This is a genomic window from Tenacibaculum sp. Cn5-46 (genome assembly GCF_022347705.1).
Lineage (GTDB): Bacteria > Bacteroidota > Bacteroidia > Flavobacteriales > Flavobacteriaceae > Polaribacter > Polaribacter aiptasiae.
The window spans coordinates 105,139-119,495 of sequence record NZ_JAKRGD010000001.1; the positions used below are offsets into that span (position 1 = coordinate 105,139).

The 14,357-nt window shown below is 30.5% G+C and carries 17 protein-coding genes; 15 read left to right on the forward strand and 2 right to left on the reverse strand.

Going from position 1 to position 14,357, the window contains the following annotated elements:
* Nucleotides 1–2: 2 nt before the first annotated feature.
* The 15 genes from MHN29_RS00455 (at nucleotide 3) to MHN29_RS00525 (ending at nucleotide 11,036) form a co-directional block, all read left to right on the forward strand.
* A complete protein-coding gene (locus MHN29_RS00455; RefSeq protein ID WP_235273579.1) occupies nucleotides 3–656 on the forward strand; it encodes a TetR family transcriptional regulator C-terminal domain-containing protein in 654 nt (217 codons plus the stop codon).
* Entirely contained in the window at nucleotides 653–1,963 is a 1,311-nt protein-coding gene (locus MHN29_RS00460) for an AarF/ABC1/UbiB kinase family protein (RefSeq protein WP_235273578.1), read from the forward strand. Before MHN29_RS00455 ends, MHN29_RS00460 begins: the two co-directional genes overlap by 4 nt.
* Nucleotides 1,963–2,574 (forward strand): flavin reductase family protein, encoded by a 612-nt coding sequence (locus tag MHN29_RS00465; RefSeq protein ID WP_235273577.1) that lies wholly within the window; start codon nucleotides 1,963–1,965, stop codon nucleotides 2,572–2,574. Before MHN29_RS00460 ends, MHN29_RS00465 begins: the two co-directional genes overlap by 1 nt.
* On the forward strand, nucleotides 2,575–3,987 hold the full coding sequence (locus MHN29_RS00470) for an SDR family oxidoreductase (protein WP_235273575.1): 1,413 nt from the start codon (nucleotides 2,575–2,577) through the stop codon (nucleotides 3,985–3,987).
* Nucleotides 3,988–4,068: 81 nt separating this feature from the next.
* Complete coding sequence (locus MHN29_RS00475) at nucleotides 4,069–5,529, forward strand: cryptochrome/deoxyribodipyrimidine photo-lyase family protein (RefSeq protein ID WP_255689039.1); 1,461 nt, start codon at nucleotides 4,069–4,071, stop codon at nucleotides 5,527–5,529.
* Nucleotide 5,530: 1 nt separating this feature from the next.
* Complete coding sequence (locus MHN29_RS00480; protein ID WP_235273573.1) at nucleotides 5,531–5,950, forward strand: hypothetical protein; 420 nt, start codon at nucleotides 5,531–5,533, stop codon at nucleotides 5,948–5,950.
* Nucleotides 5,947–6,213 carry a TIGR03643 family protein gene (locus MHN29_RS00485; RefSeq protein ID WP_150899923.1) on the forward strand — a complete coding sequence of 89 codons (267 nt, stop codon included), beginning with the start codon at nucleotides 5,947–5,949 and terminating at the stop codon, nucleotides 6,211–6,213. Before MHN29_RS00480 ends, MHN29_RS00485 begins: the two co-directional genes overlap by 4 nt.
* Before the next feature lie 2 nt (nucleotides 6,214–6,215).
* Nucleotides 6,216–6,632 (forward strand): 6-carboxytetrahydropterin synthase, encoded by a 417-nt coding sequence (locus MHN29_RS00490; RefSeq protein WP_235273572.1) that lies wholly within the window; start codon nucleotides 6,216–6,218, stop codon nucleotides 6,630–6,632.
* A complete protein-coding gene (gene folE / locus MHN29_RS00495) occupies nucleotides 6,595–7,290 on the forward strand; it encodes a GTP cyclohydrolase I FolE (RefSeq protein ID WP_150899925.1) in 696 nt (231 codons plus the stop codon). The genes MHN29_RS00490 and folE overlap by 38 nt, the downstream gene beginning before the upstream one ends.
* Entirely contained in the window at nucleotides 7,287–7,511 is a 225-nt protein-coding gene (locus tag MHN29_RS00500; RefSeq protein WP_150899926.1) for a hypothetical protein, read from the forward strand. The genes folE and MHN29_RS00500 overlap by 4 nt, the downstream gene beginning before the upstream one ends.
* Nucleotides 7,508–8,185, forward strand: coding sequence for an SDR family NAD(P)-dependent oxidoreductase (locus tag MHN29_RS00505; protein ID WP_235273571.1), 678 nt, complete (start codon nucleotides 7,508–7,510; stop codon nucleotides 8,183–8,185). Before MHN29_RS00500 ends, MHN29_RS00505 begins: the two co-directional genes overlap by 4 nt.
* A gap of 11 nt (nucleotides 8,186–8,196) precedes the next feature.
* Entirely contained in the window at nucleotides 8,197–8,721 is a 525-nt protein-coding gene (locus tag MHN29_RS00510) for a CIA30 family protein (protein WP_235273570.1), read from the forward strand.
* A complete protein-coding gene (locus MHN29_RS00515) occupies nucleotides 8,722–9,264 on the forward strand; it encodes a glutathione peroxidase (protein ID WP_370630554.1) in 543 nt (180 codons plus the stop codon).
* A gap of 1 nt (nucleotide 9,265) precedes the next feature.
* Entirely contained in the window at nucleotides 9,266–9,751 is a 486-nt protein-coding gene (locus MHN29_RS00520; protein ID WP_235273569.1) for an SRPBCC family protein, read from the forward strand.
* Nucleotides 9,741–11,036, forward strand: coding sequence for a deoxyribodipyrimidine photo-lyase (locus MHN29_RS00525; RefSeq protein WP_235273567.1), 1,296 nt, complete (start codon nucleotides 9,741–9,743; stop codon nucleotides 11,034–11,036). The genes MHN29_RS00520 and MHN29_RS00525 overlap by 11 nt, the downstream gene beginning before the upstream one ends.
* On the opposite strand, the gene MHN29_RS00530 is transcribed toward MHN29_RS00525, so the two are convergent.
* Together MHN29_RS00530 and alaS are read right to left on the reverse strand one after the other, a co-directional pair.
* On the reverse strand, nucleotides 11,031–11,657 hold the full coding sequence (locus MHN29_RS00530) for a hypothetical protein (protein ID WP_235273566.1): 627 nt from the start codon (nucleotides 11,655–11,657) through the stop codon (nucleotides 11,031–11,033). The two genes, MHN29_RS00525 and MHN29_RS00530, sit on opposite strands and share 6 nt — an antisense overlap.
* Nucleotides 11,658–11,734: 77 nt before the next feature.
* A complete protein-coding gene (gene alaS, locus MHN29_RS00535) occupies nucleotides 11,735–14,350 on the reverse strand; it encodes an alanine--tRNA ligase (protein ID WP_235273565.1) in 2,616 nt (871 codons plus the stop codon).
* Between the last annotated feature and the right edge of the window lie 7 nt (nucleotides 14,351–14,357).

Below are 14,357 nucleotides of genomic sequence, written 5' to 3' on the forward strand. Positions count from 1 at the left end.
TTATGAGTAGAAAGAAAAAAATAACACCAGAAATAATCATAGAATGGTATATGAACTCAGTTCTAATATCTGGAAAACCACATTCTATTTTTGAGTTTGCAAAGAATAACAATTTTGAAGAGGGAGATTTCTATAAGTTTTTTTCAAGTTTTGAAAGTTTAGAGAAGCAAATTTTTAAAACGTTTGCCAAAGAAACAATTCACATGCTTCATAAAACAGAAGCCTATAAAGATTATGGTTCAAAAGAAAAGCTATTAAGTTTTTATTTTACTTTTTTTGAATTGTTAACAGCAAATAGATCCTACGTTTTACTTCAGTTAAAAAATAATAAGTTAGATTTTAACAAGCTTTCAGTTTTAAAGGAGTTAAGAAAAGAGTTTATCAGTTTTATAGATGGAATATCTCTTGAAAAGATTGATTTTAAAAATGATAAAATTAACAAGGTTCAGGATAAAACAATAGCAGAAAGTTATTGGATTCAATTATTAATGATTCTCAAGTTTTGGATAGATGATGAATCGCCAAATTTTGAGAAAACAGATGTTTTTATAGAGAAATCAGTAAAAGCAAGTTTCGATATACAGCAAATAGCACCAGTAAAAAGTGTGATAGATTTAGCTAAGTTTTTGTGGAAAGAAAAAATGCCCATGGTATGAAAACGCTAAATAAAATCCCCGTTTCAAAAATAGAAAGAGCTACAAAGTTGGTAACAACAGGGCTAAAAGTTGGAGTTAATTATGCTAAGTATTATGGGAATAAGTTAACACAAACAGAGGAAGAAGCTAGAGACCAGTTAAATAAAGACAATGCAGAAGATATTTACGACGGGTTAAAGGAATTAAAAGGCTCTGCATTAAAAGTAGCTCAAATGTTAAGTATGGAGAAAAATTTACTCCCAAATGCTTACGTAGAAAAGTTTTCATTATCGCAGTTTTCAGTACCACCATTATCTGGTCCCTTAGTTGTAAAAACATTTAAAAAATATTTTAAGAAAACTCCAGAGGAGGTTTTTGATACGTTTACAAACGAATCAGTAAATGCAGCAAGTATAGGTCAGGTTCATAAGGCTACTGTTAAAGATAAAAAGCTAGCAGTAAAAATTCAATATCCTGGTATTGCAAATAGTATCTCTTCAGATTTAGCATTAGTAAAGCCCATGGCTATGAAAATGTTCAATATAAAAGGAGAGGGTTCTGATGAATATTTTAAAGAAGTAGAAAATAAGCTACTTGAGGAAACAAATTATGTCTTAGAGTTAAAGCAAAGTAATGAAGTAGCGAATGCATGTGCTAAAATTCCTAATTTGAAGTTTCCAGCCTATTATAAAGAGTATTCGTCAGAGAGAATTCTTACAATGGATTGGATGGATGGTATTCATTTATCAGAGTTTACAGAACAAAACCTTGATGAGAAGAAAGCTAATAAATTAGGGCAAGCTTTATGGGATTTTTATATGTATCAAATGCATGTTTTAAAGAAAGTCCACGCTGATCCGCATCCAGGAAATTTCTTGGTATCTCCAAAAAACGAATTGATTGTTATAGATTTTGGTTGTATGAAGTCGGTGCCTGAAGATTTTTACGTTCCTTATTTTGAGTTAGCAAAAAAAGAGAATATAGAAAATCCAGCTTTTTTTGAGAGTAAATTATACGAACTTGAAATCTTAAGAAAAGACGATACAGAAGAAGAAAAACAGTTCTTTAAAGGGCTTTTTCATGAAATGTTATCTTTATTTACACAGCCTTTTCAAAAAGAAGAATTTGATTTTTCAGACGATGAGTTTTTCGGAAGAATAGCAGACTTAGGACAAAAGTATGCTAAAAGTACCGAGTTAAAAAAGATGAATGGAAATAGAGGTTCCAAGCATTTTATTTATATAAATCGAACTTTTTTCGGATTGTATAATTTGATGCACGATTTAAAATCAAAAAAAATCAAAATAAATAATTATAAAAACCTGTAATGCATATTACAAGAAAAGAAATAGAAGCGTTTCCGCATTTGTATAAAATAAACCTAATGAATAGCATTTCAGGGTACAAATCGGCAAATTTAATAGGAACTAAATCCAAAGAAGGGATAACCAATGTTGCGGTATTTAGTTCAGTAGTTCATTATGGTTCAAATCCACCTATTTTAGGATTTGTCTTGCGTCCAACTACAGTAGTCAGAAATACCTATAACAACATTAAAGAAACAGGGTTTTATACAATTAATGCAATAAGTGAAGGTATGATAGAAGAAGCGCATCATACATCAGCAAAATATTCGGCAGAAATATCAGAGTTTGATAAAACTAATTTAACCTCCGAGTATAAAAATAATTTTGATGCACCTTTTGTGGCAGAATCCCCTTTGCAATTAGGAATGAAATACCTAGAAGAATACCACATAAAAGCTAATGATACAGTTTTAGTATTGGGAGAGGTAACCGATTTATATTTCGAAGACACTATGTTGTCGGAAGATGGTTTTTTAAATCTTTCTAAAGAAAATGTAGCAGCAATTAACGGGTTGGATACTTATATGGTAGCAAAAGAGTTTAAAAGATTATCGTATCAAAGACCAAAATAAATGAAAATATTAATCACAGGCACAACAGGATATGTTGGTAAGAGAATAATTCCAATCCTTCTTCAAGAAGGGCATACTCTTGTGTGTTGTGTGAGAGATTTAAATAGAATTCCTTTAGAGTTAAAAGCTAAAAATGAAATAGATTTTGTTGAAATAGATTTTCTAAAGCCAGAAAATCAATTACCAAAAGATATAGATGCAGCATATTATTTAATACATTCAATGTCTACCAGTAGTGACGATTTTGAAAGTTTAGAAGAAAAATGTGCTAAAAACTTTAAAGATTTGGTAGAAAAAACAACATGTAAGCAGGTTATATATTTAAGCGGAATAGTAAATGACAATTCGCTTTCAAAGCACTTGCAGTCAAGATACAAAGTAGAACAAATATTAAGTAGTAAAAAATATGGTTTAACCACGTTTAGAGCTGGTATAGTAGTTGGAAGTGGAAGTGCTTCTTTTGAAATTATAAGAGATTTGGTGGAGAAACTCCCTATAATGGTCGCTCCAAGATGGTTGCATACAAAAACACAACCTATAGCAATAAGAGATGTATTATCATATTTAACAAAATCACTTTTTAATGAAAAAGTGTATAATAAGTCATACGATATTTTTGGGCCTGAAGTTTTAACGTATAAGGAAATGCTGTTGCAGTTTGCAGAAGTAAGAAAGTTAAAACGTATCATTATTACCTTACCAGTATTAACTCCCAAACTATCATCATATTGGTTATATTTTGTTACTTCAACTTCGTTTAATTTAGCTAAAACTTTGGTAGATAGTATGAAAGTGGAAGTGATTGGAAGAGAAAGTAATATAAATGAAATAATAAATGTAAAACCAATTACTTACAAAGAAGCAGTTGATAGAGCTTTTGAGAAAATAGCCCAAAATTCAATGATTTCTAGCTGGAAAGATGCAAAAATAAGTGGTGTTTTTAAAAAAGAATATAGCGACTATATCGAGTTGCCTCATTTTGGATGCTTTAAAGATGTTAGGAGTAGGTATGTTAAAGATGAGCCAGAAACATTACATAAAATTTGGAGCATAGGAGGAAAAACGGGCTGGTATAGATTTAATACTTTATGGAAGATTAGAGGTTATATTGATAAGGTTTTTGGAGGAGTGGGTTTAAGAAGAGGTCGCAGACACCCTACAGAGTTAGAACCTGGTGATGCACTTGATTTTTGGAGAGTATTATTAGCGGACCAACAGAATAAAAGATTGTTGCTTTTTGCAGAAATGAAATTGCCAGGAGAAGCTTGGCTAGAATATAAAATAGTGAAGAATAAATTATATCAAAGAGCAGTATTTAGACCTAAAGGAATATTAGGAAGAATGTATTGGTTTTTAGTACTCCCTTTTCATGGTTTTATTTTTAGAGGTTTAATAAATCATCTATCTAAATAGGTATATTTTTTTGAGTATTAATTTTTTGTTTAATTATTTTTTGATTATCTTAAACAAAATAAAATTTAAAGAGTTTGAATATTGGATAATAAAGAGAAAATAGTAGTAGTTTGGTTTAAGAGAGACCTTCGTTTACAAGATAACGAAGCAGTTTATAATGCTCTTAATTCTGATAAAAAAGTGCTATTTGTTTATCTTTTTGAAAATAGTCTTTTGGTTGATGAACATTATTCAGAAAGACATTGGGACTTTATTAAAGAGTCGATAAGAGATCTTAACTCTGAATTGTTGAAATACAATACAAAAGTTTTATCAGTGAAATCGGATGTGATTCCTTTTTTTAGGTATTTAAAATCACAAAAAAATATTACAGAAGTTTATTCGCATTTAGAAACAGGAATATTAAAAACCTACAATAGAGATAAGTCATTTAAAAGGTTTTGTGTAAACAATTTGATAGAATGGAAAGAAAATGTCCATAATGGAGTATTTCGAGGTAGAAAAAATAGAGAGCATTGGAAAGAAGATTGGGAGTCATATATGGAAAAAAAAACCTTTTCTTTTACACCAACAAATGCAGATTTTATAAGAAGTGAAGAAATTGACCTTTTAACAAAAAACTTAAAAGAAGTAGACTTAAGTACGGAAAAGAGCAATTTTCAAGTAGGAGGTAGAGCTACTGCTATAAAATATATGCATAGCTTTTTCAATAATCGTTATAAAAATTATGCAAGACATATATCAAAGCCTAATGAGGCAAGAGAAAGCTGTAGTCGATTATCGCCATATATAGCGTGGGGAAATCTTTCAGTAAGAGAAGTTTTTCAACAAGTAAAAACAATAAGGTCAAAAGTGCAAAATAAGAGAGCTTTAGATGCATTTGCTTCTCGATTGCGATGGCAAGCACATTTTATACAAAAGTTTGAAATGGAGTGTGTCATGGAAAGAGAAAGTATAAATAAAGGATTTCGAAAATTAAAAAAAGATGTAACAGAAAAATATGTAAAAGGTTGGAAAGAAGGTAAAACAGGAATCCCTTTTATAGATGCCTGTATGCGTTGTTTAATAACTACGGGGTATTTAAATTTTAGAATGCGAGCAATGTTGGTGTCCTTTTTTACACATAATTTATGGCAGCCATGGCAAGAGGCATCTAAATATTTGTCAAAATTATTTTTAGACTTCGAACCAGGAATTCATTTTCCTCAACTGCAAATGCAGGCGGGTGAAACTGGTATCAATACTATTAGAATTTATAATCCAATAAAAAACGGATTAGAGCATGATCCAGATGCCATATTTATAAGTAAATGGGTACCCGAATTGGCAGGTTTACCATTAATGTTCAAACATCAACCTTTTAAAATGACCGAATTGGAACAAAAACTTTATGGTTTTAGTTTAGGAAAAGATTATCCAAAGCCAATAGTAGATGTAGAGGCATCAAGAAAAAAAGCATCGGATATTATTTGGGGATTAAAAAAAGATCCAGACGTAATAAGAGAAAGCTTAAGAATTATAAACAAACACATAATTAAATAATATGCTGTTCAATATAACATACACGGATAAAGATGATTTAGCAGAAATTAATTCATTAGTAGGGAAACCTATGAGTTTTATCCAATCGCTAAAGTTAAGAGGGGTAGGTTCGGGAAGAATGATTGTAGAGGAAGTAAGTGTTAATCTCCAAAAAATATTAACCAAAGTGAATGAATTAGACTATGGTAGCATAGAGTTAAGACCTAATGGAGTAATAGTTTATATAACAAAGCAAATGAGAAGGTTTTGTTTGGTGGTGCCTTACTATAAGTTAGTAGTGTTTAATGATACATTTTTTAGTATTCATTCAGACAATAGTTTTATAAGGTTTCGTAAGGACATAAAATTTAAAGAAAATAAAAAGTTTATAGATAAAATGATGAATTTGAAGGGAGTAAAAACACAAAATCATTTTTTATGAATGAAAGAATGTTAGATAGAATAATCGAGATGGCTTGGGAAGATAGAACCACATTTGATGCAATTCAATATCAATTTGGTTTAAAAGAACAAGAAGTGATCGTTTTAATGAGACAACAACTTAAGCCATCAAGTTTTAGATTATGGAGAAAGAGAGTTCAAGGAAGAAAAACAAAGCATGAACTTAAAAGAACCTTTATAAAAGGAAGGTTTAAATGTAGTAGACAAAGGAATATTAGTAATAATAAGGTTTCGAAACGATAATTATGTTGAAACATAAACTAGGAATTACAAGAAAAGAACATTTTAATGCAGCACATAGACTGCATAACCCAAATTGGACTTTAGAAAAAAATAAAGAAGTTTTCGGAAAGTGTAATAACCCGAATTTCCATGGGCATAACTATGAATTGGAAGTAACAATAATTGGAGAAATTGATGAAGATACAGGTTATGTAATAGATACAAAAAAGTTATCTAAGCATATAAAAGAAGAAATATTAGAGCCGTTTGATCATAAGAATTTAAACATAGAATTAGAAGAATTTAAAAAGTTGAATCCTACGGTAGAAAACATAGCAATAGTGATTTACAATAAGTTGCGAAGCGTACTTCGTAACGATTTAGAAATTAAAATTAAACTTTATGAAACACCAAGAAACTTTGTTGAATATCCCTACTAAAAGCAACTTTACAGGATTGAGTGTTGAAGAAATAGGTGATGATCATTTATACACAGGAATAGAAACACCAATGGTGCCAGATGCTTTTTTGATTTCTAATGAAGAAAAAAAGGAAAAAATAGCAGGTTTATTCAAGGAAATAATGGAAACCATGGGATTAGATTTGTCTGACGATTCTCTAAAAGGAACTCCAAAAAGAGTTGCTAAAATGTATATTGAAGAGATTTTTTCAGGACTAAATCCAGCTAATAAACCTAAGATAGCGTTGTTTGATAACAAGTATCAATATAACCAAATGTTGGTTGAGAAGAATATTAGTTTTTATTCAAATTGTGAGCATCATTTTGTACCCATAATGGGAAAAGCACATGTGGCTTATATTTCATCAGGGAAGGTAATAGGGCTTTCTAAACTAAATAGAATCGTGCAATATTATGCTAAAAGACCTCAAGTACAAGAACGGCTTACCAACCAAATAGCAAGAGATTTACAAGAAATACTAGAAACAGAAGATGTAGCGGTTATTATAGAAGCAAAACATCTATGTGTCTCATCAAGAGGAGTAAAAGACGATTCTTCAGAAACAGTAACCTGTTTTTATGGAGGTAGTTTTAATACATCAAAGAAAATTGTTGAACTTCAAAATTATTTAAAATGAGTACAGTAAATTTAATTCAAGAAGCATTAGATTTTGAAAAAAATCATAAGAAGTTAAGAACTAGAAATGATAAAATTTTAGCATCAAGAAAAGCGAAAGAAATCATTTTATCAATAAATGAAATCTATAAAAAAACGAAAGATAAAAGCTTGATGGATATCATGAAACGCCTAACATTAATTAAGCAAAAGGTGGAAAAAAGATTAAAAGGTAGGTTATGAAAACAATTGTAGTAGTAGGAGGAAGTAAGGGTATTGGAAAAGCAATAGTAGATAGTTTAAAAGAGACTACAAAAATTATTAATATAAGTAGAACTTCTACAGAAACACATTCCAACATCATAAACTATGAATGTGATATTATAACAGATGAGCTACCTGTGTTAGAAGAAATACATGGTTTAGTTTATTGCCCTGGAAGCATCAATTTAAAACCATTTAAACGCTTAACTCTTGATGATTTTCAAAATGATTTTAATATCAATGTAAAAGGGGCAATAAAAACCATAAAAGCTTATGAAGACGTATTGTCTAAAAATAACAGTAGTGTAGTTTTTTTTAGTACAGTAGCGTCAAAATTAGGAATGCCTTTTCACGCTAGTATTGCGTGTAGTAAATCTGCAATAGAAGGATTAACAAAGTCCTTAGCGGCAGAATATGCTACAAAGATTCGTTTTAATGCAATAGCACCAACAATAACCGATACAACTTTAGCGGCAAGATTGTTAAGGAATGAAAAGCAACAAGAAATAATGAAAGAAAGGCATCCGTTGAAGAAAATATTAGAACCAACGGAGGTGGCAGATTTAGCTTGCTTTTTACTATCGAATAAGACAGCAGGAATAACTGGACAAATAATTCCGATAGATGCAGGAATAGTAAGTGTAAAAATTTAAAATAAGAAAAAATGAAGTGGTTAATATTAATAAGTGTTTTTCTCTTTGTTAGTGACGAAATTGTGGTTTTTGATAAAGCACAAAATTCTCAAAAATGGTATATCACAAACGATGTGGTTATGGGAGGATTATCGAAATCATCAATGGAGGTAAACAAAGAAGGTAAAGCAGTTTTTTCAGGAGAAGTGTCAACAGAAAATAATGGTGGATTTGCAATGACTAGATTACCATTAGCCATCAATTTAGATGGTAAAAAATCAAAAATTGTGCTAAATTTAAAAGGTGATGGTAAAGAATATCAGTTAAGGTTGAAAGCAAGTAGAAGTCAACGTTTTTGGTATGTGCATAAGTTTCAAACTACTACTGAAAACCAAGAAATAGAATTACCTTTAGCAGATTTTTACCCGTCATTTAGAGGGTATACATTAGATTTAGCGAATTTTTCAGGAAATCAGTTAAAGGAAATAGCAATACTAATAGGAAATAAAAAGAATGAATCATTCAATCTAGAAATAGAAAAAATAACCATCAGGTAAATGAAATTATTAAAAATAACAATACTTATGACATTATTTAGTTTTTTAGGAAATGCACAAACAAAAGAACCTAAAGAATCTTTGTATACGCTAAAAATAGAAGGAATATCAGGAGATGATTTGAATCTAAAGCAATACAAAGGAAAAAAGATATTGTTTGTTAATGTAGCTTCTAAATGTGGATTTACAAATCAATATGATGGATTACAAGAGTTGTATACAAAGTATAAAGATAAACTAGTGGTTATAGGGTTACCGTGTAATCAATTTGGTGCTCAAGAACCAGGTACACAAACAGAAATACAATCATTTTGTAGGTTAAATTATGGAGTCGATTTTCCTATGACAGAAAAAATAGAAGTAAAAGGAGAAAATCAACATCCAATTTATCAATGGCTTACACAAAAGTCTAAAAACGGAAAAATGAATTCTTCAGTAAAATGGAATTTTCAAAAATACCTTGTAGATGAAGAAGGTAGGTTGATAGATGTGTTTTATTCTATAACAAAACCTATGAGTAGTAAAATAACTAAACTGTTGTAAAGTGATTCAATTCAAAAAACACTCAGGAATATATACTTTAACTACAGAACAGGTGTTGGATGTTTCTCTTGAAAAAGCATGGAGTTTTTTTAGTGCTCCTCAAAATTTAGAAAAGATAACACCATCACATATGGGGTTTCAAATAACATCTGAAGTAGATAAAAAAGCGTATGCAGGGCAAATTATAACTTATAAAGTAGGAATTTTACCAGGCGTAAAGTCTAGTTGGGTTACAGAAATAACACAAGTTAAAGATGAACAATTTTTTATTGACGAACAGCGTTTTGGTCCTTATAAAATGTGGCATCACGAGCATTGGTTTGAAGAATTGTCAGAAGGAAAAACATTAATGAAAGACAAAATTTCGTATAAAATTCCATTTGGATTTTTAGGACACATAGCGCAAAGTGTTTTTATAAAAAGACAACTTAAAAATATTTTCGAACACAGATACAGTACTTTAGAAAAGTTGTTTAATGGAAAATAAGATAGTTGTTTTTTGGTTTCGTAGAGATTTACGATTGAATGATAATAAAGCGTTAAGTAAAACGCTTAGTTCAGGTTATAAAGTACTACCAATTTTTATTTTTGATGAAGGTATTCTTGATAAGTTACCTAAGGATGATGCTCGTGTAAACTTTATTCATCAAGAGTTAAAAAATATAGATGAAACATTAAAAAAGCATCAATCATCACTGTTGGTTTTAAAAGGAAAACCAATAGATGTTTGGCAAAAATTAGTTGAAGAGTATGAGATAGCAAAGGTTTTTACAAATAAAGATTACGAACCTTATGCAATACATCGAGATGCTCAAGTACAGTCCTTTTTAAAAGAGAAAGGAATAGAGTTTAATTCGTTTAAAGATCAAGTAATTTTTGAAAAAGATGAGGTTGTTAAAGATGACGGAACTCCTTATACCGTGTACACGCCTTATAAAAATAAATGGTTAAAGGCTTTTAAGGAAGAAGAACATACACAAGAATATAAACTTGAGTTTTCTAATTTTTTAGAGATTTCAAAAGCGTTTCCTGCTATAGAAACTATTGGGTTTAAAGAGAGTGTTATAAAGGTAAAGCCTTATAATTTAACCCAAATAGCTACTTATGATGAAACTAGAGATTTTCCTTCAAAAAACACGACTTCTTATGCTTCTCCACACTTGCGTTTTGGAACAGTGAGCGTAAGAAAAATGGTGAAAAAAGCACTTCAGTTAAATAGTACCTTTTTAAATGAATTGATTTGGCGTGAGTTTTTTATGCAAATTCTATATCATTTCCCAAAAGTAGTTACTCATAATTTTAAGCAAAAGTATGATGCAGTTCCTTGGAGAAATAACAAAGAGGATTTTGAAAAATGGTGTAATGGAGAAACAGGATATCCAATGGTAGATGCAGGAATGCGAGAACTGAATGAAACAGGGTATATGCACAATAGAGTACGCATGATAACTGCTGGTTTTTTATGTAAGCATTTACTTATCGATTGGCGTTGGGGAGAAGCATATTTTGCAGAAAAACTGTTAGATTATGATTTGTCTGCAAATAATGGGAATTGGCAGTGGGCAGCAGGAACTGGATGTGATGCAGCCCCTTATTTTAGAGTTTTTAATCCATCAGAACAATTAAAAAAGTTTGATAAAAACTTAGTGTATGTGAAGAAATGGGTGAAAGATTTTGAAGAGCTTACCTATCCACAACCAATGGTAGAGCATAAATTTGCAAGAGAACGAGCAATTAGCACTTATAAGGAAGCATTAGCGAAAGTTTTATGAGGCTTTACTTTTTGAAACTATAATTTCAGGTAGATTTTTTTGAAACCAAGATTTGATTTCTTTATAATCTTCTTCTTTAATTTCAAGAAAAGAAATTAATTTTTCATTATCATGATATAGAACTCTAATCTCATTAGGAGATATATTTAATTCTTTTAAATTAAAAAGGTTAAATATTCGTTTTTCCTTTCCACTTTTGTAGTAAACAGATTTTTCTTTTATTTCAAAACTGGCAGTTTTTATTAAAAAACTATTAGAGATACCTAGAAAAAATAAGATTGCCCATAGTAGAATAATATTTATGTTAGGAGATTTTGTAAACATTATATATAAGCATAATCCAATTGATAAAATAGTTAGAAACACTATAGATGAATCTTTACTTGAGTAATCATTTTGACTCGCAAAAATTATAATGTTATCGTCTCTATGTTTTTTAGTTTTTTTTAAAAAGAAGCTTAGTATTAAAAAGACTAACAGGCAAGAAAGAAAAATTGTAAAATATTTAGAAGGAATTTTATCTATGTAGAAGTTTATATCAAAATCAAATTTTTCTTTAAGAAGATAGAGAATGATAGGGATACCAATGGGGGCTAATAAATTTTTATATTCTTTTTCCATTTTTTTTTTATAAAAATAAAAAAGGTTCAAAGAAATACAAACTTTGAACCTTTTTTAATGATTTTATAAACTAGTAGTTATACTACATATTCTTTAGCTTTATCTAATACTTTTGGTAAACCTCCTGGGTTTTTACCACCAGCAGTAGCAAAGAAATTTTGTCCACCACCACCACCGTGGATATACTTTCCTAATTCACGAACTACTTTACCAGCATCATAACCACGCTCGTTAGCTAACTCTTTAGATATATAACAAGTTAACATTGCTTTTTCTGGAGTAGCTGAAGTAGCAAATAATAAGAACAGGTTTTTGTGTTCGCCACCTAATTCAAACATTAGGTTTTTAATACTATTTTGATCTAAATCTACTTTAGTAGCTAAGAACTGAACACCATTAACTTCCTCTAATTGATTTTTAATGTCTCCTTTCATGTTTTTAGCTTTGTCCTTTAAAAGCTGTTCTATTTGCTTTTTTAAGGCAGTATTTTCAGTTTGTAAGTTGTTTACAGACTTAGCAACATCTTTAGGGTTTTTTAATAACTGTTTTACAGCAGTAAAATTACGTTCAACATCTTCAAAATATTCTCCAACAGCTACGTTAGTAATTGCTTCAATACGTCTAATACCAGCAGCAACAGCTCCTTCTGATTTTATTTTGAAATACCAAATATCACCTGTTTGCTGTACGTGAGTACCTCCACATAATTCCATTGATTGTCCAAACTTAATAGCACGAACACTATCTCCATACTTTTCACCGAACAATGCTATTGCACCTTCATCAATAGCTTGTTGCATAGGAATACTTCTTCTTTCTATTAAAGGTAAGTTTTCACGAATACGAGCATTTACAAATTCTTCAATTTCTTGTAGTTGATCTTTGTCTACTTTTGAGAAGTGAGAAAAGTCAAAACGTAAATAATCAGGGCTAACTAATGATCCTTTTTGCTCTACATGTGTTCCTAAAATAGAACGTAATGCTTGATGTAATAAATGCGTAGCAGTATGATTGCTTGCAGATAAACGTCTAAATTCATCATTTACAACCGCCTTAAACGTTTCATTTAAGTTTTTAGGAAGGTTTTTAGTAAAGTGAATAATTACGTTGTTTTCTTTTTTAGTATCTACTACATAAATAACATCACCATTAGAAAACTCAATATAACCTTTATCACCAACTTGTCCACCACCTTCTGGGTAAAACGGAGTCATGTTGAATACCAATTGGTATTGATCTCCATCTTTTTTGGTAGTAACTTTTCTATAACGAGTTAGTTTTACATCAACACTAAGTGTATCGTAACCAACAAACTCTTCAATTTCATCTTCAACTAATACAATCCAATCACCAGTTTCACTTGCTGATGCAGCACGAGAACGATCTTTCTGAGCTTTCATTCCAGCATTGAATTCCTCTTCATTAATCTCGTATCCTTTCTCACGAGCAATAAGCTGTGTTAAGTCTAACGGGAAACCATAAGTATCATATAATTCAAAAGCTTTTTTACCAGAAACTGTTTTGCCTTCAGTAGTTTCAATTACTCTATCTAGTAATAATAAACCTTGATCTAAAGTTCTTAAAAAAGAAGCTTCTTCTTCTTTTATTACATTATGAACTAATGAATATTGTTTTCTAATTTCAGGAAAAGCATCTCCCATTTGGTGAGATAAAGTTTCTGCTAACTTGTATATAAATGGTTCTTTTTTGTTTAAGAAAGTAAATCCATAACGAATAGCTCTACGTAAAATTCTTCTAATTACATAACCAGCACCATTGTTGCTAGGCAATTGACCATCGGCAATAGCAAAGGCTACGGCACGAACGTGATCTGAAATTACACGAATAGCGATGTCTATTTTTTCATCTTTACCGTAAGAAATTCCAGTAATTGTTTCAACTTCTCTAATTAACGGTGTAAATACATCTGTATCATAATTAGATTGAACATCTTGTAAAACCATACATAAACGCTCAAATCCCATACCTGTGTCAATATGCTTCGCAGGTAAATCTTCTAATGAACCATTAGCTTTACGGTTGAATTGCATGAAAACTAAGTTCCATATTTCAACAACTTGAGGGTGATCTTCGTTAACTAATGTTTTACCATCAATTTTAGCTTTTTCTTCAGCCGAACGAATATCAACATGAATTTCTGAACATGGACCACAAGGACCTTGATCACCCATTTCCCAGAAATTATCTTTTTTATTTCCCATTAAGATACGATCTTCAGAAATGTATTGTTTCCATAAATCGTATGCTTCTTGATCCATTTTAGTACCGTCTTTTTCATCACCTTCAAAAACAGTTACGTATAAAATGTCTTTATCTATTTTATAAACTTCGGTTAATAATTCCCAAGCCCAAGCAATTGCTTCTTTTTTAAAGTAATCACCAAAACTCCAGTTTCCTAACATTTCAAACATGGTGTGGTGATAAGTATCATAACCAACCTCTTCCAAGTCGTTGTGCTTTCCAGAAACACGTAAACATTTTTGAGAATCTGAGATTCGATTATTTTTTGGAGTGGCATTCCCTAAGAAAAACTCTTTAAAAGGCGCCATACCAGAGTTGGTAAACATTAAAGTAGGATCATTCTTTAACACCATAGGTGCTGAAGGAACGATGTCGTGTTGTTTTGATTTAAAAAATTCTAAAAATTTAGCTCTAATATCCTGAGATTTCATACAACTC